Below are 17,847 nucleotides of genomic sequence, written 5' to 3'. Positions count from 1 at the left end.
CTCGGAAGACCACCGGTTTTAATGGCAACCCAGCGAGCCATGGTGACAAACAGATGTCGGATGCAGGTAAAATACTCGAAGAGTTGAACGATCGTTCGCGCGAAGTCTTTCGGCGCGTCGTGGATTCCTACCTCCTCAATGGCGAACCTGTGGGCTCGCGCAGCCTGACGCGGGAGATGTCGGAAAAGATCAGCGCGGCCACGGTGCGCAACGTGATGCAGGATCTCGAATATCTCGGATTGCTGAGCTCGCCGCATGTGTCGGCGGGGCGGTTGCCGACGCAAGAGGGGCTTCGGATGTTCGTCGATGGGCTGCTCGAGGTGAGCAATCTCGGCGACGCGGATCGCGAAATGATCGATGCGACGGTGACGGGCAACAGTCAGGATGTGACGGATGTGCTTGACCGTGTGGGCGCGGCCCTGTCGGGGGTGACGCGGGGGGCGTCGCTGGTTCTTGCGCCGAAACATGAGGCGCCGATCAAGCATATCGAGTTCGTGAGTCTCGCCCAGGATCGGGCGCTTGTGGTACTGGTCTTTGCCGATGGCAATGTCGAGAACCGGATTTTCACCCCGCCGCCGGGGCAAACGCCGAGCTCGATGCGGGAGGCCGCGAATTTCCTCAACGCGCTCATCGAGGGCAAGACGCTCAGTGATTTGCGGACCCGATTCAGCAAGGAAATCAACGCAAGACGGCAAGAGATCGACGTGCTCGCGCGCGAGCTTGTCGACAGCGGGCTGGCGGTTTGGGACCGCGAGGGGGATGCGCCGGAGCGGTTGATCGTGCGCGGCCGGTCGAACCTTTTGGCGGCGGATGGGGATCAGGCGGATCTCGAGAAAATTCGGGAATTGTTTGACGATCTGGAACGCAAGCGGGACATCGCCGATTTCCTCGAACTGGCCGATGAGGGCGAGGGTGTGCGCATTTTTATTGGCTCGGAGAACAAACTTTTCTCACTTTCGGGTTCCTCTTTGGTGGTGTCTCCATATATGAACGCTGATCGAAAGATCGTCGGTGCGGTCGGGGTCATCGGGCCTACACGCCTGAACTATGGGCGCATCGTACCGATCGTGGATTATACGGCACAGCTGGTCGGGAAACTGATTTCCGACCGCGGGTGAAGAGGTAAGAGATGGCAGAGCCCAAGAACGACGAATTCCTGGATGATATTGACCAGGCATTGGCCGAAGAGATGGAATCCGAGCTGGAAGAAGTCACTGACGAACAAGCAGAAATCGACTCTCTGCGGGCCGAGCGGGACGCGCTGCAGGACAAGTTCATGCGGGCGTTGGCGGATGCGGAGAATGCCCGGAAACGGGGTGACAAGGCGCGGCGGGATGCCGAGCAATATGGCGGCACGCGGCTGGCGCGGGATGTCCTGCCGGTCTATGACAACATGAAACGGGCGCTGGAAGCGGCGACGGATGAGCAAAAAGAGATCGCCAAGGCGCTGATCGAGGGGATCGAGCTCACCATGCGCGAGCTGCTCAGCGTGTTCCAGAAACACGGGATTACCCTTGTTTCTCCGCAGGTTGGCGACAAGTTCGACCCGCAATTGCATGAGGCAATGTTCGAGGCACCGGTGCCGGGGACCAAGGCGGGGGAGATCATTCAGGTCTCGGCCGAGGGGTTCATGCTGCACGAGCGGATCCTGCGTCCGGCGCAGGTGGGCGTGTCGTCGAACACCCAGTAACGTCCCAGCGAATCAAAAGATTAAAGCGGCCCCAGAGGCCGCTTTTTTCGTTTCGGTGACACGTCGGTATTGCGTCGGTAACGCGACAGTATGGATTTCGGGCAAAATCCCGCCGGAGACTCTTACAGCGCCGTGCGGTCTAACTCGGATCGAGCAGGGATTTGAGCTCGTAGATCAGATCGAGCGCCTCGCGCGGACTCATCGCGTCGGGCAGCACCTCCGACAGTCGGGTCTCCAAAGCCGAGGGGCCCGAGGATTTGGGCGCGGCGGCGGGCGGTGGCGGGGCGGCGGAGAAGAGCGGCAGATCGTCGATCAGCGTATCGCGGGTGGTGCCGCCTTCGCGTTCGCCCTTCTCCAGCGCTTCGAGCACGACGCGGGCGCGTTCGACCACCGTGGCCGGGAGACCCGCGAGCTTGGCCACCTGTACCCCGTAAGAGCGATCCGCCGCGCCGCGCCGGACCTCGTGCAGAAAGATCACGTCGCCATCATGTTCCTTGACCGCGATGGTGGCGTTATCGACCCGGGCGAGCCGGTCCGAGAGGCGCGTCATCTCGTGGTAATGGGTGGCAAAGAGGGCGCGCGCGCCGTTTACCTCATGGAGATGTTCGAGCGTGGCCCAGGCGATGGAGAGCCCGTCATAGGTGGCGGTGCCGCGGCCAATTTCGTCGAGGATGACCAGCGCGTGATCATCGGCCTGATTGAGAATGGCGGCGGTTTCGACCATTTCGACCATGAAGGTCGAGCGGCCCCGGGCGAGGTCGTCAGAGGCACCGACGCGGCTGAAAACCTGACTGACAAGGCCGATATGGGCCGAGGCGGCGGGGACGAAACTGCCCATCTGGGCGAGAATGGCGATGAGCGCATTCTGCCGCAGAAAGGTCGATTTACCCGCCATGTTGGGGCCGGTGAGAAGCCAGATGTCGGCCTCGCCGCCAAGATCGCAATCATTGGCGATAAACGGCGCGCCGGAGCCTGCGCGCAGCGCCTGTTCCACGACCGGGTGACGGCCTGCGGTGATGTGGAGCGCGCGGCTGTCATCGACCTTGGGGCGGCACCAGTCCAATTCGCGGGCCAGCGTGGCGAGCGCGCTGTGCAAATCGAGCTCTGCCAGCGCGGCGGCGCTGTCGGAGACCTGCGCATAGCGGTCGAGAATGGCGCGTTTCAGCGTGTCATAGAGCCGCTTTTCGATCTCGATCGCGCGTCCGCCCGCGTTCAGGATGCGGGTTTCCATCTCGGACAGGGGCACGGTGGTAAAGCGCACCTGATTGGCGGTGGTCTGGCGATGTTTGAAGGTCTGATTGAGCGGCTCCGACAGCATCTTGTCGGCATGGGTGGCGGTGACCTCGACGAAATAGCCCAGCACGTTGTTGTGCTTGACCTTGAGCGAGGCAATCCCGGTCAGCTCGGCATATTCCGATTGCATGGCGGCAATGACGCTGCGGCCTTCGTCGCGGAGCTTGCGGCACTCGTCGAGCTCTTCGTCAAAGCCGGGGGCGATGAAGCCGCCGTCGCGGGCGAGAAGCGGCGGCTCGGCCACCAGCGATTGATCGAGCAGGTCGAGCAAGTCGTCATGGCCGGTGAGCCGGGCGAGGGCCGCGGAAATGTCGCGCGGCATATCGTCGGGACGGGGCAGGGCGGCAATCTGGGCCGCATGGTCGAGCCCGTTGCGAATGGCGGTGAGATCGCGCGGGCCGCCGCGGTCGAGCCCGAGCCGTGACAGCGCCCGATCCATATCGGGAATGCGGCGCAGCATGTCGCGGAGCTGATCCGAGAATCGAGACTGTTCCAGCGCAAATGACACGGAATCGAGCCGCGATGTCACGGTTTGCAGATCGCGCGAGGGGCTTGAGAGCCGCTGTTCCAGCAGGCGGCCGCCGCCGGCGGTGACGGTGCGGTCGATCACCGACAAGAGCGAGCCAGCGCGCCCGCCCGAGAGCGCATGGGTCAGTTCGAGATTGCGCCGGGTGGCGGCGTCGATCTGCATCGCGCCGCCCTGGTTCAGCTGTTTTGGGGCCTGGAGCAGGGGCAGTTTGCCCTTTTGCGTGATGTCGAGATAATCGACCAGTGCCCCCATGGCGGCCAGCTCGGGGCGGGTGAACTGCCCATAGGCGTCGAGCGAGGCGGTGCCAAAAAGGGTGCAGAGGCGTTTTTCGCCGCCGGTGCTGTCAAAGGACGCGGCGCCCAGCGGCGAGAGCGATGCGCCGCTTTCCTCGATGATCTCGGCCATGTCGCGGGTCAGCCCGTCGGCGACGATGACCTCGGCCGGGGCGAGCCGCGCCAGTTCCGGGCCGAGCCGCGCGGGGGCGAGCGGCATGACGTGAAACGCGCCGGTGGAGATGTCGACCCAGGCGAGGGCAGATGTGTCTCTAACATTGGCGAAAGCGGCCAGAAAATTGTGACGGCGCGCCTCGAGCAAACTGTCTTCGGTCAGGGTGCCGGGGGTGACGAGCCGCACGACGTCGCGCTTGACCACGGATTTCGAGCCGCGTTTCTTGGCCTCGGCGGGGTCTTCCATCTGTTCGCAGACGGCGACGCGAAACCCTTTGCGGATGAGCGTCAGCAGATAGCCTTCGGCGGCATGGACCGGCACGCCGCACATCGGGATGTCTTCGCCCAGATGCTTGCCGCGTTTGGTCAGCGAGATGTCGAGCGCGGCGGAAGCGGCGACGGCATCATCGAAGAACAATTCGTAGAAATCGCCCATGCGATAGAACAGCAGCGCCTCGGGATAGCCTGCCTTGAGTTCCAGAAATTGCGCCATCATCGGCGTTACGGTTGCGGTTTGTGCCGTCACGTCTGCCCCCCGGTTTCGGGGCAATTTACCGATGCGGGCAGGGGGGCGAAAGGGGGGTTATGGTTGTCGTGGGGGCGGGGCGCGGATAAGGATTGGGAAACCGACCTTCTGGAACAAGCGAACGACATGTCGAAACCCAAGTTTACCCGCGAAGAGGCGCTGGCCTTTCACCTTGAGCCGACGCCCGGCAAGTTCGAGATCACCGCCACGGTCCCGATGACCACGCAGCGCGATCTCAGCCTGGCCTATTCGCCCGGTGTGGCGGTGCCCTGCGAGGCGATCGCGGCGGCGCCCGAGACGGCCTATGATTATACCAACAAGGGCAATCTCGTTGCGGTGATTTCCAATGGCACGGCGGTTCTGGGTCTTGGCAATCTCGGGGCGCTCGGGTCCAAGCCGGTGATGGAGGGCAAGGCGGTTCTGTTCAAGCGCTTCGCGGATGTGAACAGCATCGATATCGAGCTCGACACCGAAGACCCGGAGAAATTTATCGAGGCGGTGCGGCTCATGGGGCCGACCTTTGGGGGGATCAACCTCGAAGATATCAAGGCGCCGGAATGTTTCATCATCGAGCAGCGGCTCAAGGAGGTGATGGATATTCCGGTGTTCCATGACGATCAGCATGGGACGGCGGTGATCTGTGCCGCGGGTCTGATCAATGCGCTGCATCTGTCGGGCAAGAAGATCGAGGATGTGAAGATCGTGCTCAACGGGGCGGGGGCCGCGGGGATTGCCTGTATCGAGCTGCTCAAGAGCATGGGCGCGCGGCATGAGAACTGCATCGTCTGTGACACGCGCGGGGTGATCTATCAGGGTCGCACCGATGGCATGAACCAGTGGAAATCGGCCCATGCGGTGAAGACCGAGCTGCGCAGTCTCGAAGAGGCGATGGTGGGGGCGGATGTGTTCCTTGGGGTGAGTGCCAAGGGGGCGGTGACGCAGGAGATGGTCAAGAGCATGGCCAAGGATCCGGTGATCTTTGCCATGGCGAACCCCGATCCCGAGATCACGCCGGAAGAGGCCCATGAGGTGCGCAGCGATGCCATCGTGGCCACCGGGCGGAGCGATTATCCGAACCAGGTGAACAACGTTCTGGGCTTTCCCTATCTGTTTCGCGGGGCGCTCGACGTGCATGCGCGGGCGATCAATGACGAGATGAAGATCGCCTGTGCCGAGGCGTTGGCGCGGCTGGCGCGGGAAGATGTGCCCGATGAGGTCGACATGGCCTATGGGCGCAAGATGAGTTTCGGGCGCGATTACATCATTCCGGCGCCGTTTGATCCGCGGCTTATTCATACGATTCCGCCGGCGGTGGCGCGGGCCTGTATGGACACGGGTGCGGCGCGGCGGCCGATTGTCGATATGGAGGCCTATGAGCTGACGCTCAAATCGCGGATGGATCCGACGGCGAGCATGCTGCGGTCGATCAATGCGCGGGCGCGGGCGGCGCAGGCGCGGATGATCTTTGCCGAGGGCGACGATCCCAAGGTGCTGCGCGCGGCGGTGCAATATCAGCGGGCCGGGTTCGGCGAGGCGCTGGTCGTCGGGCGCGAGGCGGATGTGAAGGCCAAGCTCGAGGCGAGCGGGCTTGGCGATGCGGTGAGCGAATTGCAGATCGTCAACGCCGCCAATACCGAGCATTTGGCGGAATATAAGGCGTTTCTCTACAAGCGGCTGCAGCGCAAGGGCCATGATCGGCATGATGTGCATCGGCTGGCGGCGCGGGATCGGCATGTGTTTGCCTCGCTCATGCTGGCGCATGGGCATGGCGACGGGCTCGTCACCGGGGCGACGCGCAAGAGCTCGCATGTGCTCGACCTGATCAACCATGTGTTTGACGCGGATGCGGAACATGGCGCGGTCGGCGTCACGGCGGTGATGCATAAGGGGCGGGTCGTGCTGATTGCCGATACGCTGGTGCATGAATGGCCGGATGAGACCGATCTCGCCAATATCGCCGAGCGGTCGGCCGGGGTGGCGCGGCATCTCGGGCTCGAGCCTCGGGTGGCGTTCGTCAGCTTTTCGACCTTTGGCTATCCCCGGTCGGAGCGGTCGGAGAAGATGCATCTGGCGCCCAATGTGCTCGAGGCGCGCGGGGTCGATTTCGAGTTCGAAGGCGAGATGACCGTTGATGTGGCGCTCAATCTGCAGGCGCAGAAGAGCTATCCGTTCCAGCGGCTCACTGGGCCTGCGAATATCCTCGTGGTGCCGGCGCGGCATTCGGCGTCGATCTCGGTCAAGCTCATGCAGGAGATGGCGGGGGCGACGGTGATCGGGCCGATCCTGGCCGGGGTCGACAAGTCGATCCAGATCTGTTCCTCGACCTCGACGGCCAATGACATCCTCAACATGGCGGTTTTGGCCGCCTGCAAGGTGGGCTAAGCCATGCGCCGCCGCCCGATATCGGAAAGAGGGCGGCGGTGACGGTCTATTGTCTCGGCTCGATCAATGCCGATGTCACCTATCGGGTGGCGCGGCTGGCCCGGCCCGGCGAAACCATTGTGGCGCAGGAGATGCGCCGGGGTCTCGGCGGCAAGGGCGCGAACCAATCGGTCGCGGCGGCGCGGGCCGGGGCGCGGGTGGTCCATATTGGCATGGTCGGCGCGGAGGGCGATTGGTGCCTGGCAGAGCTCGCCTCTTACGGGGTGGAGTGCCGCCATGTGGCGCAGGATGCGGGGCCAAGCGGCCATGCGATCATCCATGTCGATGCCAAGGGCGAGAATGTGATCACGGTCTTTGCCGGGGCGAATGCGCGGCAGGATCTGGCGCGGATCGAAGCGGCGCTGGGTCAGGCCGGGCCGGGGGATTGGCTCTTGCTGCAAAACGAGACCTCGCATCAGCAAGAGGCGGCGCAGCTTGCCCAAGCGCGTGGCGTGCAGGTGGCCTATTCGGCGGCACCCTTTGAGGCCGAAGCGCTGTGCCGGGTGTTGCCATATGTGTCTCTGTTATTACTAAATGAAGGCGAATTTGCCGCGCTGGGGGCGGCGGGGATCGCGATCCCTGCGGACTGCGCGACGCTGGTCACTCAAGGAGCGGCGGGGGCCGAGTGGCGACAGGGCGAGGCCCGTCTGCAGCAGCGCGGATTTGCGGTTAAGGCGGTGGACAGCACCGGGGCCGGGGATTGCTTTGCGGGCTATGTCGTGGCGGGGCTCGAGGCCGGGCGCGGGCCGGAAGAGGCCATGACACTCGCGGCGGCAGCGGCGGCGCTGTCAGTGACCCGACCCGGGGCCGCGGGGGCGGTGCCGGATCGGGCGGAGGTTGAGAGGTTTCTCAGCCCGTGAAAGGCGCGGATTTGCCCCAGAGCTGTTTCACGCGCTGATCGCGACCGCAGGCCTCGCGGTAGAATTTATAGGCGGAGGATTGTTTCTTGGGGCCGGCGCGGGTGACCACGAGCTTGGTGCCCTTGTAGTAATCCTGATGATAGGCCTCGGCCTCGTAAAAGGTGGCGGCGGGGAGGATCGGCGTCACGATCTTCTGGCCGAGCTGTTTGGCGGCCTTGGCCTTGGCGGCCTCGGCTGCGGCCTTTTCCGCCGGGTTAGAGACGAAAATCGCGCTGCGATAGCTGGCGCCACGGTCGCAGAACTGGCCGCCGGCATCGGTCGGGTCGATCGAGCGGAAGAACATCGACAGGAGCGTGTCGCGCGAGACGCGGGCGGGGTCATAGTGGATCTGCACCGCCTCGTAATGGCCGGTGCCGCCGCGCGTGACCTGTTTGTAATCGGGGTTTTTCACCTTGCCGCCGGTGTAGCCCGAGACGACCTCGGAGACGCCGGGGACGGATTCGAAATCGGATTCGACGCACCAGAAACAGCCGCCTGCAACAGTGAGCGTTCGGGTCTCGGCGGCCTCGGCCGGGTTGGCGCTGGCCCAGCAGCCCAGCAGGATCGAGAGGGCGAGCGTCGCGTTCTTGAGAGGGTGGATATGTGTCATCCTGTGTTCCTTTCGATGTGTGACAAGCCTGCCCGGGATGGGCTGTAATCAAAAGCCACAGCTACGTGAGGTCACGGGCTAGTGAGGGGAGTTTACAGTTTGGCATTCAAAGCCGGATTGGATAGGTTAACGGGACGTTAACGCTCGCACCCAAGTAAACCCAAAGGAAAACAATAAGTTATGCGGATTGCAATGTGGTCTGGCCCTCGGAATCTTTCGACGGCCATGATGTATGCCTTTGGTGCCCGTGGGGATTGCGACATTGTCGACGAACCGTTCTATGCGGTCTATTTGTTACAGACCGGCATCAACCATCCGATGCGTCCGGAGATCATTGCCAGCCAGCCGCAGAACCCCGGTGAGGTGATCGAGACGCTGCTTGGGCCGATCCCCGGGCGGCTGCCGCTGCAGTATCAAAAGCATATGTCGCATCATATGGTGGAGGGGATCACGCGCTATTGGCTCGGCGATGTGAAGAACGTGTTTCTCATTCGGCATCCGGCGCGGGTGGTGGCGAGCTATGCGGCGAAGCGGGAAAACCCCGATCTCGACGATATTGGTCTGCGCCAGCAGGTCGAGCTCTATGATTATGCGCGGGCGATGGGGGATGATCCGATCGTCGTGGACAGCGAGGACATTCGCGCGGCGCCGGAGGCGATGCTGCGGGCGCTTTGCGAGGAGCTCGGGATCGAGTTTTTGCCGCAGATGCTCAGCTGGCCCAAGGGCGGGCATGCGGCGGATGGGGTCTGGGCCAAGCATTGGTATGGCACGGCGCATCGCAGCACCGGGTTCAACAGCGAGATCGCGCCCCTGCCGGAGCTTGAGGGCGATCTGGGGGCGCTGGTGGAGGAGGCGATGCCTTATTATCGGCGGCTCTATCGCAACAGGATCGTCGTCTGACATAAAAATGCCCGCCGGTTTGGCGGGCATTTCGCTTTTACAGAGACTGTTTTCGTCGCTTACTTGACGCAGTCACGCAGGGCGGCCACGTCGGGACCGTTGGGCGTGCGGCCGAGGTTGAACGGGGCCGAGGCATCGCGCCACTGGGCGTAATCGCCGAGATATTCGACCATCGACAGGTAGACCTTGGCCGAGTTCGGGTTCTCGCAGGCGGTTTCCACGATCACTTCGTTGGCCATTTCCTGAATCTTGGTCAGGGTCTCGTCGTCATAGCGGTTGATTTCCACCGCGTCGTCGAACTGGGCATAGGCCTCGGTCGCGCGTTTTTCGGTGAAGGCCAGCGACCAGAGCAGCGAGGCATCGGCGGCGATCTTCAGTTTTTCCTGGGTCTCAGGGGTCAGGGCGTCCCAGGAGGCTTTGTTGATCATGACGCCAAAGACCGAAGCCGATTGGTGCCAGCCGGGGGTTGCCCAGTATTTGGTGACCTGCTGGAAGCCGCCGGACCAGTCGACGTTGGGGGTCGAGAATTCGGCCCCGTCGATGACGCCGCGTTCGAGCGATTGGTAGATTTCGCCACCGGCCATCGAGACCTGGTTGCCGCCGAGACGTTCGAGCAGGCGGCCCTGTTCGAGACCCGAGAGACGCAGGCGTTTGCCTTGCAGGTCGTCGAGGTTGCGGATCGGTTCGTTGGTGCGGAAGCCCGATTCGTTGTTGGTGACGGCATAGGGCAGGTAGACCATGCCGAACTGGCCGTAGATCTCGTTATAGAGCTCGGCACCGCCCCATTGCTGGATCCAGTTGACGTAATCGACGGCGTTGAAGAGGCTCGGCGTGGTGGCCAGGGCCGAGAAGGCCGCGTCACGGCCAGCCCAGTAACCGGGCCAGTCGCCGCCGGCCTGGATGGTGCCGCTTTCGACAGCGCCGAAGACTTCGCCGGAGGGCACGAGCGAGCCGCCTTCGAAGAATTCGATGGTCAGTTCACCTTTGGTGAGCTTGTTGGCCAGCTCGACGAAATGCTTGTCCATTTCGATCAGTTCGAGCGACGAGGGCCATGTGGTGGTCATGGTCCAGCTTTCCTCGGCCTTGGCCGGGCCCGCCAGAAGCGCAGCGGTTGCGGCGGCGAGGGCGATCATACGTGATGCCATTGGTCTTTCTCCTCTCTTGGTTAACTTATTTGGTGTAAAGCGTTTCGGGCAGCCATGTGACGAGCGGCGGGAATAGTGCCACCACCATGCACATGACGACGATCAGCCCGATGAAGGGCAGAACCCCCTTGATGATTTGTCCGGTGCGCACATCGCTTGGCGCGATGGCCCTTAGGTAAAACAGCGCATATCCAAAGGGTGGCGTCAGGAACGAGGTTTGCAGAACCACGGCCATCAGAACGACGAACCACAGCAGGCTGACCCCGTCCATTTCCTGAATGATCGGCAGGAAGATCGGGAAGGAGAGCAGCACGATGCCGGTCCAGTCGAGGAAGGCGCCGAGGATGAAGACGATGAAGAGCATCATGGTCATCAGCATCCAGGGCTCCATATCGAGCGTGCGGATGATCTCCTGTGTCGCGCGCAGGCCGCCGGTGATGTTGAACACCCCGGTAAAGGCGGTGGCGCCGACGACGATGAAGAGGATCATCGCCGAGGTGCGGCCGGTTTCGAGCATGGCGCTGTAGAAGGTCTTCCATTCGAACTTGCGGCGCATCAGCACGATCAGCAGGGCCAGCGCCGCGCCGATGGCCGAGGCTTCGGTCGCGGTGGCGATGCCCAGGAGCAGCGTGCCGAGGATGCCGAAGATCAGCACCAGCGGCGGCATGGCTTCGATCACCAGCATGCGCATCAACTCGCCGCGCGAGATCTTCTCTTCGGCCTCGACCATGGGGGCGAGATCGGGGCGCAGCACCGAGATGACATAGACATAGACCGCATAGCTCAGCCCGAGGAGCACGCCGGGCAGCATCGCGCCGGCGAAGAGCTCGCCCACCGAGAGCGGCGAATAGGAGGCCATGAGGATGAGCATGATCGACGGCGGGATCAGGATGCCGAGGCAGCCGGAGGCGGCGATCACGCCGGAGGTCAGCGTCGGGGCATAGCCGTATTTGAGCATCGGCCGCATCGCCATCACGCCCATCACGGTGATCGAGGCCCCGATGATGCCGGTGGTGGCGGCGAGCAGGATCGAGATGAAGACGACGGCGAGGGCGAGACCGCCACGGACCCGGCTCATCAGCAGGCGCAGGGTTTCGAACATGCGGTCGGTGACGCCTGAATCCGATAGGAATCTGGCCATCAAGACAAAGAGCGGAATGGCGATCAGCGTGTAATTGTCGAGCACATCGCCATAGATCCGGTTGATCACGATGCCGAGCACCATCGGCTTGCCGACGATGAAGGTGGTCAGAACGGCGGTGCCGCCAAGGACAAAGGCCAGCGGGTGACCCATGAACAGGCCAAGCACCAGAAGGCCGAACATGATAAGGGCGATCAGTTCCGGGTTCATGTGACGGCCTCCTCGTGGTTGAGAATGAGCTTGAGCACCTGCGAGATGCCTTGCAGGAAGAGCAGCGCGGCGGCGAGGCACATGGCCATTTTCAGCGGGTAGACCGGAAGCTGCACCGCGCCATAGGTCACTTCGCCCTGGTTCCACGAGCGCAGCGCAAACTCATAGCTGCGGGTGGTGAAGACCCAGGTGAAGGGAAAGAAGAAAATCAGGTAGCCCAGCACCGCCACGATGCGGCGCAGCCCGGCCCCGAATTTCTCGGTCAGGATGTCGACGCGGACATGGGCGTTGTGGCGCAGCGCATAGCCGCCCAGCATGATGAAGTAGAACCCGAAGAGCTGTTTGCTCACATCGAAGGCCCAGCGTGTGGGTTCGTTCAGCGCGTAGCGCATGAACACGTCGTAGATGATGATGGCTGCGAAAAACACGGCGAAGATCGACACGATCCGCCCGGTGATTTCATTCAGGCCGTCGATGGCTTTGATGACCATGTCTTACCCCTCCCTCTGCTCCGCGCGGAGCTTGGACTTTTTGTATACAAAGTGCAAGATATTCGGTGAACGCTTGTTCAATTATTTGTGATAAATCAGATAAATAACTGTGATTTAACGTATTTCTACTGTGTGCGATGGTACACAAGCTGCGGCCTTTTTCGGGCATCTGGCGGAAATTTGCAAGGGTGGCGCGGGGGTGAGATCCCGTCCGGGGGCCAGTCCGGGACTCAGTCAGAGCCTTGCCGGACCGACCTAAAGGGCCTCATCCGGGTGCACTACCATAAGGCGAGCCATGTGCCCAAAAAAGAGGCCCCGCCAGAGCGGTTTCTGGCGGGGCCTTGATGTGGATTAGCGCGTAGCGGCCGGGCTTAGCTGCCGAGGCGACGCTTGCGGGCGGCGAGAAGCTTGAGCCGCAGCGCATTGAGCTGAATGAAGCCCTGCGCGTCGGTCTGATCATAGGCACCGGCGTCTTCTTCGAAGGTCACATGGGCCTCGGAATAGAGCGAGTGATCGGACCAGCGGGCGATGCAGGTGGCCGCGCCTTTGTAGAGCTTGATCCGGACGGTGCCGGTCACATGTTCCTGGCTCTTGTCGATGGCGGCCTGCAGCATTTCGCGTTCGGGCGAGTACCAGAAACCGTTGTAGATCAGCTCGGCATAGCGGGGCATCAGGCTGTCCTTGAGATGGCCTGCGCCGCTGTCGAGGGTGATCTGTTCGATGCCGCGATGCGCCTCGAGCAGCACGGTGCCGCCCGGGGTCTCATAGATGCCGCGTGATTTCATGCCGACGAAGCGGTTCTCGACGAAATCGAGACGGCCGATGCCATGCTTGCCGCCCAGCTCGTTGAGGCGGGTGAGCAGGGTGGCGGGGCTCATCGCTTCGCCATTGATGCTCACCGCGTCGCCGCGTTCAAAGCCGATCTCGATGATCTCGGCGGTGTCGGGCGCGTCCTCGGGGGAAACGGTGCGCTGATAGACGTAATCGGGGGCCTCTTCGCCCGGGTTCTCGAGCACTTTGCCCTCGGAGGAGGTGTGCAGGAGGTTGGCATCGACCGAGAAGGGCGCTTCGCCGCGCTTGTCCTTGGCGATCGGGATCTGGTTTGCCTCGGCAAATTCCAGCAGCTTGGTCCGCGAGGTGAGATCCCATTCGCGCCAGGGGGCGATCACCTTGATGTCGGGGTTGAGCGCATAGGCCGCGAGTTCGAACCGGACCTGATCATTGCCCTTGCCAGTGGCGCCATGGGCCACGGCATCGGCGCCGGTTTCGGCGGCGATCTCGACCAGACGTTTGGAGATCAGCGGGCGGGCGATGGAGGTGCCGAGCAGATACTGGCCCTCGTAGAGCGCATTGGCGCGGAACATCGGGAAGACGAAATCGCGGACGAATTCCTCGCGGATGTCCTCGATATAGATATTGTCGGGATTGATGCCGAGCAGCTCTGCCTTCTTGCGGGCGGGATCAAGCTCTTCACCCTGGCCGAGATCGGCGGTGAAGGTCACCACCTCGCAACCGTATTCGGTTTGCAGCCATTTCAGGATGATCGAGGTATCGAGGCCACCGGAATAGGCCAGAACGACTTTTTTGGGCGCGGACATGGGCAGGAATCCCTTTCGTATCGTGATCCATGGGCGCTTAGCCTGTTTCGCCGGTGTCGGCAAGTCAGGGCCGGTATGCGCCTGTATTCTTTGGCCGGAAGCCTTGCCTTGGCGGCGGGAATGGCGCAGTCAGAGCGGCATGAGTGATTTCATCGATAAGGCCCGCGCCGCCGAGCGCGCGATGCGCGAGGTGTTCCCGGAGACGCCGCTGCTGCGCAATGAACATCTGTCCGAGCGTTACGGCGCGAATATCCTGCTCAAGCGGGAGGATCTGACGCCGGTGCGGAGCTACAAGCTGCGCGGTGCGTTCAATGCGATGCGCAAGGTGATGGCACGCGGCGAGGCGCCGGTGTTTGTCTGTGCGAGCGCCGGCAATCATGCGCAGGGCGTCGCCTTCATGTGCCAGCATTTCGGGGTGCGTGGCGTGATTTTCATGCCGGTGACGACGCCGCAGCAGAAGATCGGCAAAACGGCCAAGTTCGGCGGGGAGAGTGTCGAGATTAAGCTCATCGGCGATTATTTCGACGACACGCTGGCGGCGGCGCAGGCGCATTGTGCGCAGATCGGCGGGCATTTCCTGCCGCCTTTCGACGACGAGGATGTGATCGAGGGGCAGGCCTCGGTCGCGGCGGAGATCGAGGCGCAGCTCGGCGGGCTGCCGGATGAGATCGTGATGCCGGTGGGCGGTGGTGGGCTGTCGTCCGGGGTGCGGAGCTATTTCGGCGATCGGGTGGGGATCACCCTTGTCGAGCCCGAGGGCGGTGCCTGTCTCAACGCGGCGCTGGCGGCGGGAGAGCCGGTGCGGCTGGCGCAGGTCAATAATTTTGCCGATGGCGCGGCGGTGGCGCAGATCGGTGAAAAGACATTCGCGCGGCTGCGTGATCTTGATCCGGCGCGGTCGCGGCTCGTCTGCGAAGATCGGCTCTGCACCACGATGATCGAGATGCTCAATATCGAGGGGATCGTGCTTGAACCGGCGGGGGCGCTGTCGGTGGATGTGCTCAAGGATATGCGCGACGAGATCGCGGGCAAGACGGTGGTCTGCGTCACCTCGGGCGGGAATTTCGATTTCGAGCGGCTGCCGGAGGTCAAGGAACGGGCGCAGCGGCATTCGGGCGTGAAGAAATATTTCATCCTGCGGATGCCGCAGCGGCCCGGGGCGCTCAAGGATTTTCTCAGTATCCTTGGGCCGGAGGACGATATTGCGCGGTTCGAATATCTCAAGAAATCGGCGCGGAACTTTGGTTCGGTGCTGATCGGGATCGAGACGGGACATGCCGAGAATTTCGCGCGGATCGAGGCGGCGCTCAAGGCGCAGGGCTTTGCCTATCGCGACATCACCAAGGATGAGGTTCTGGCCGAGTTCCTGATTTAAGAGCCCGGGTGGCCCGAAAGGAATTGCGATTTGCACCGGTCATAGGCGGTGCAGATCGCGGCCAGATCGACCTGTTGCGCCGCGCCGGAGGCGGCGAGGGATTCGCCCGCCTGGCAACGCGCCGCGAACTCGGTAAAGCCGAGGTTGAGCGCGCTGCCTTTGAGGGAGTGCAATCTGCCCTCGAGCCCCTCGCGCGGGGTGGTGCCGCGCAGCGAACCGAGCTCTGCCTCGACCTCATCGAGGAACAGGGTGACGATATCCTGAAAATCCCCGTCGCCGAATTCCTCGCGCAGTTCGGTGACCCGGTCCCAATCGATCATGGCGTCGCTCGCTTCTGTTGCGGCGACAATCGCGCAGAAATCCTAACAAATCCCTAAGCCTGGCCCGGCAATTTTTCCGCCCCGCTTTCACCCCCTGTTAAGCGCCGCCTGTCATACCGGTGCCGTAGAACCAAACGGGCGGCGTGATGCGACCAGAGCGGGACGTGACAGAGGAGGTTTTGCCCGAAGGCTCGGCCATTCGGGAGGTGCTGATCGTCGACGACAGCCGGTTGCAACGGCGCATCGCGGGCGGGTTGCTGCGGCGCTGGGGCTATCGCGTGCGCGAGGCGGGGTCGGGGGCGGAGGCGCTGGCGCTTTGTGACGAGGCGCTGCCGGATCTGGTGCTCAGCGACTGGATGATGCCGGGGATGAGCGGGCCGGAGTTTTGCTCGGCGTTTCGCAGGCTTGCGGGCGCGCGCTATGGCTATTTCATCCTGCTCACCGCCAAGAGCGACAAGGAAGAGGTGGCGGCGGGGCTCGATGCCGGGGCGGATGATTTCCTGACCAAACCGGTCAATGGCGGCGAGCTGCGGGCACGGATTTCGGCAGGCGAACGCATCCTGCGGATGCAGCGCGAGATGGTCGAGAAAAACCGGCTGGTGACCGAGACGCTCGATCAGTTGCAGCAGCTCTATGATGCGATTGACCGCGACCTGATCGAGGCGCGCAAGCTGCAACAATCGCTGATCGCCGAGCGTTATCGCGATTTCGGCGCGGCGCAGGTGTCTCTTTTGCTGCAATCGGCGGGGCATGTGGGCGGCGATCTCGTCGGCATGTTTCAGGTGAGCGACGAGGTGATCGGCATCTATGCGCTCGATGTGTCGGGCCATGGGATCAGTTCGGCGCTGATGACGGCGCGGCTGGCGGGCTATCTGTCGGCGAGCGTGCCGGAGCAGAATGTCGCCCTCTACCGCCGCGAGGATGGCCATTTCGCGATGCGGCCGCCGCAGGACACTTTGGCGGCGCTCAACAGCATGTGCCTCGAGGATATGGAGACCGAGCATTATTTCACGATCTGTCTGGCCGAGGTTGATCTTGGCAGCGGGCGGTTGCGGCTGGCGCAGGCGGGGCATCCGCATCCGGTGATCCAGCGCCGGTCGGGGGCCTGTGAACTGCTCGGGCAGGGCGGGCTGCCCGTGGGGCTCATCCCCGGCGCGTGCTATGACGGGATCGAGGCGCGGCTTGGGCCCGGTGACCGGCTTATGATCCATTCCGATGGGGTGGTGGAATGCGCCGATCCCGCGGGGCGGCAGCTCGGCGATGCGGGGTTGCAGCGTATTCTGGGTGATCTCAACCAGACGCGGGGGCAGGCCTGTCTCGAATCGGTGATCTGGAAACTGGCGGATCACGCCGGGGGGGACCGGTTCGAGGATGATGTCTCGGCGGTGCTGCTCGAATTCAGAGGAGGGTATTTTCAGGGATAAGGCGCGGCTCTTTGTGATGTGGCGCAGCTAGTGTTTTCCCGGTAGGTCTCGATCAAGACCCGCGATCGGCCTGATCGCGGGTCGGGCAAAGGCGCGAGGCGCTGGGGCACCATCGGGCGGCCTGACCTTGGCGGTGAGGTGGAGGGTTAGGGCCCGCCACGATTGCGGAGGGGTAGAGAGATTTCAGCATGTGGCCGTGCGTCGACGAGGGCGCAGGGTGTGCCGGGATCGGAATGGGCGGGGTGCCGAGACAAAAGCGGAGGGTTTGCCGCGACAAAAAAGCCGACGGTTTGCCGAAATCGGAAGGGATGAGGGACCGCCTACGGGACCTGCATAAACCCCAGCGGATATACTCCGAGATCGGGATCAGCGGCAATAATCCTGCACAAACATGCGGTCGCCTATGCTGGCGACCTCGGTCATCGCGGTCTGCCAGTCGGTGAAGATGGGCGTATGTCCCGGCTCGCCCGGATCGGCGAGGCGGCGCACGGGGCGGGCCTCGTAGATGGTGCAGATCTTTTCGGCCCAGAGATCATATTCCGGCATATAGACAAAACGGCGATAGGCGCCGAGGCGGCGCGGCGCGGCGATGCGCCAGCCGGTTTCCTCGAAGACCTCGCGGTGCAGCGCCTGCAGGGGCGATTCGCCGGGGTCGATGCCGCCGCCGGGGAGCTGCAATTCCGGCTCGGGCCGGTCCTGATGGGTCAGCAGCACGCCACTGCCATGGGGCAGGATCGCATAGGCGCCGGGGCGCAGTTTATAGGTGATGTCAGGATGTACCGCTTCGCCGACCCGCCGCATGAATTGCCACCTTTCCCTTGGAGCATTG

Annotated in this window: 15 protein-coding genes; 7 read left to right on the top strand and 8 right to left on the bottom strand. The window is 63.0% G+C overall.

The annotated features are described in order from the left end of the window. Positions 1-53: 53 nt before the first annotated feature. Together hrcA and WA237_RS04545 are read left to right on the top strand one after the other, a co-directional pair. On the top strand, positions 54-1,118 hold the full coding sequence (hrcA, locus tag WA237_RS04550) for a heat-inducible transcriptional repressor HrcA (RefSeq protein WP_216015388.1): 1,065 nt from the start codon (positions 54-56) through the stop codon (positions 1,116-1,118). Positions 1,119-1,129: 11 nt separating this feature from the next. Continuing rightward, entirely contained in the window at positions 1,130-1,690 is a 561-nt protein-coding gene (locus tag WA237_RS04545) for a nucleotide exchange factor GrpE (RefSeq protein WP_009813361.1), read from the top strand. 139 nt (positions 1,691-1,829) lie between these two features. Here the strand turns inward: WA237_RS04545 and mutS are convergent, their stop codons facing one another. Continuing rightward, positions 1,830-4,454 carry a DNA mismatch repair protein MutS gene (gene mutS, locus WA237_RS04540; protein WP_336096939.1) on the bottom strand — a complete coding sequence of 875 codons (2,625 nt, stop codon included), beginning with the start codon at positions 4,452-4,454 and terminating at the stop codon, positions 1,830-1,832. A gap of 156 nt (positions 4,455-4,610) precedes the next feature. Between mutS and WA237_RS04535 the strand changes: the two genes are divergently transcribed. Further along, complete coding sequence (locus tag WA237_RS04535) at positions 4,611-6,866, top strand: NADP-dependent malic enzyme (protein ID WP_040618361.1); 2,256 nt, start codon at positions 4,611-4,613, stop codon at positions 6,864-6,866. 38 nt (positions 6,867-6,904) lie between these two features. Further along, the gene (locus tag WA237_RS04530) at positions 6,905-7,765 is read left to right on the top strand and encodes a PfkB family carbohydrate kinase (RefSeq protein ID WP_336096825.1); all 861 of its coding nucleotides are present in this window, start codon (positions 6,905-6,907) and stop codon (positions 7,763-7,765) included. On the opposite strand, the gene msrA is transcribed toward WA237_RS04530, so the two are convergent. Beyond that, on the bottom strand, positions 7,755-8,414 hold the full coding sequence (msrA, locus tag WA237_RS04525) for a peptide-methionine (S)-S-oxide reductase MsrA (protein WP_336096824.1): 660 nt from the start codon (positions 8,412-8,414) through the stop codon (positions 7,755-7,757). The genes WA237_RS04530 and msrA overlap by 11 nt on opposite strands. A gap of 180 nt (positions 8,415-8,594) precedes the next feature. Between msrA and WA237_RS04520 the strand changes: the two genes are divergently transcribed. After that, positions 8,595-9,314, top strand: a complete 720-nt coding sequence (locus tag WA237_RS04520) for an HAD family hydrolase (protein WP_336096823.1) — start codon at positions 8,595-8,597, stop codon at positions 9,312-9,314. 59 nt (positions 9,315-9,373) lie between these two features. Here WA237_RS04520 and dctP read toward each other — a convergent pair whose 3' ends face one another. The 4 genes from dctP to WA237_RS04500 all read right to left on the bottom strand — a co-directional run bounded on the left by dctP (position 9,374) and on the right by WA237_RS04500 (position 13,899). Continuing rightward, positions 9,374-10,447: a TRAP transporter substrate-binding protein DctP gene (gene dctP / locus WA237_RS04515; protein ID WP_009813355.1), complete on the bottom strand. Its 1,074-nt coding sequence runs from the start codon at positions 10,445-10,447 to the stop codon at positions 9,374-9,376. Between the two features lie 37 nt (positions 10,448-10,484). Continuing rightward, positions 10,485-11,810, bottom strand: a complete 1,326-nt coding sequence (locus WA237_RS04510) for a TRAP transporter large permease (RefSeq protein WP_009813354.1) — start codon at positions 11,808-11,810, stop codon at positions 10,485-10,487. Then, a complete protein-coding gene (locus tag WA237_RS04505; RefSeq protein WP_009813353.1) occupies positions 11,807-12,301 on the bottom strand; it encodes a TRAP transporter small permease subunit in 495 nt (164 codons plus the stop codon). The genes WA237_RS04510 and WA237_RS04505 overlap by 4 nt, the downstream gene beginning before the upstream one ends. 371 nt (positions 12,302-12,672) lie before the next feature. Beyond that, positions 12,673-13,899, bottom strand: a complete 1,227-nt coding sequence (locus tag WA237_RS04500; protein ID WP_009813352.1) for an argininosuccinate synthase — start codon at positions 13,897-13,899, stop codon at positions 12,673-12,675. 139 nt (positions 13,900-14,038) lie between these two features. Between WA237_RS04500 and ilvA the strand changes: the two genes are divergently transcribed. Beyond that, complete coding sequence (gene ilvA / locus WA237_RS04495) at positions 14,039-15,274, top strand: threonine ammonia-lyase IlvA (RefSeq protein WP_009813351.1); 1,236 nt, start codon at positions 14,039-14,041, stop codon at positions 15,272-15,274. Here ilvA and WA237_RS04490 read toward each other — a convergent pair. After that, the gene (locus WA237_RS04490) at positions 15,271-15,594 is read right to left on the bottom strand and encodes an Hpt domain-containing protein (protein ID WP_336096822.1); all 324 of its coding nucleotides are present in this window, start codon (positions 15,592-15,594) and stop codon (positions 15,271-15,273) included. The two genes, ilvA and WA237_RS04490, sit on opposite strands and share 4 nt — an antisense overlap. Before the next feature lie 146 nt (positions 15,595-15,740). On the opposite strand from WA237_RS04490, the gene WA237_RS04485 reads away from it, so the two are divergent. After that, entirely contained in the window at positions 15,741-17,018 is a 1,278-nt protein-coding gene (locus WA237_RS04485) for a PP2C family protein-serine/threonine phosphatase (RefSeq protein ID WP_336096821.1), read from the top strand. Positions 17,019-17,384: 366 nt separating this feature from the next. On the opposite strand, the gene WA237_RS04480 is transcribed toward WA237_RS04485, so the two are convergent. Continuing rightward, positions 17,385-17,819, bottom strand: a complete 435-nt coding sequence (locus WA237_RS04480) for an NUDIX domain-containing protein (RefSeq protein WP_009813348.1) — start codon at positions 17,817-17,819, stop codon at positions 17,385-17,387. Between the last annotated feature and the right edge of the window lie 28 nt (positions 17,820-17,847).

Source organism: Roseovarius sp. CH_XMU1461 (assembly GCF_037027165.1).
GTDB classification, from domain to species: domain Bacteria; phylum Pseudomonadota; class Alphaproteobacteria; order Rhodobacterales; family Rhodobacteraceae; genus Roseovarius; species Roseovarius nubinhibens.
This window is presented reverse-complemented; position numbering and strand designations above follow the sequence as displayed.

Excerpts from the sequence above, each read along its gene's own strand:
- msrA (WP_336096824.1), bottom strand. The coding sequence starts at position 8,414 with ATGACACATATCCACCCTCTCAAGAACGCGACGCTCGCCCTCTCGATC.
- WA237_RS04535 (WP_040618361.1), top strand. The coding sequence starts at position 4,611 with ATGTCGAAACCCAAGTTTACCCGCGAAGAGGCGCTGGCCTTTCACCTT.
- WA237_RS04520 (WP_336096823.1), top strand. The coding sequence starts at position 8,595 with ATGCGGATTGCAATGTGGTCTGGCCCTCGGAATCTTTCGACGGCCATG.
- WA237_RS04480 (WP_009813348.1), bottom strand. The coding sequence starts at position 17,819 with ATGCGGCGGGTCGGCGAAGCGGTACATCCTGACATCACCTATAAACTG.
- WA237_RS04505 (WP_009813353.1), bottom strand. The coding sequence starts at position 12,301 with ATGGTCATCAAAGCCATCGACGGCCTGAATGAAATCACCGGGCGGATC.
- ilvA (WP_009813351.1), top strand. The coding sequence starts at position 14,039 with ATGAGTGATTTCATCGATAAGGCCCGCGCCGCCGAGCGCGCGATGCGC.
- WA237_RS04485 (WP_336096821.1), top strand. The coding sequence starts at position 15,741 with ATGCGACCAGAGCGGGACGTGACAGAGGAGGTTTTGCCCGAAGGCTCG.
- mutS (WP_336096939.1), bottom strand. The coding sequence starts at position 4,454 with ATGATGGCGCAATTTCTGGAACTCAAGGCAGGCTATCCCGAGGCGCTG.
- WA237_RS04545 (WP_009813361.1), top strand. The coding sequence starts at position 1,130 with ATGGCAGAGCCCAAGAACGACGAATTCCTGGATGATATTGACCAGGCA.
- WA237_RS04500 (WP_009813352.1), bottom strand. The coding sequence starts at position 13,899 with ATGTCCGCGCCCAAAAAAGTCGTTCTGGCCTATTCCGGTGGCCTCGAT.
- hrcA (WP_216015388.1), top strand. The coding sequence starts at position 54 with ATGTCGGATGCAGGTAAAATACTCGAAGAGTTGAACGATCGTTCGCGC.
- WA237_RS04490 (WP_336096822.1), bottom strand. The coding sequence starts at position 15,594 with ATGATCGATTGGGACCGGGTCACCGAACTGCGCGAGGAATTCGGCGAC.
- WA237_RS04510 (WP_009813354.1), bottom strand. The coding sequence starts at position 11,810 with ATGAACCCGGAACTGATCGCCCTTATCATGTTCGGCCTTCTGGTGCTT.
- dctP (WP_009813355.1), bottom strand. The coding sequence starts at position 10,447 with ATGATCGCCCTCGCCGCCGCAACCGCTGCGCTTCTGGCGGGCCCGGCC.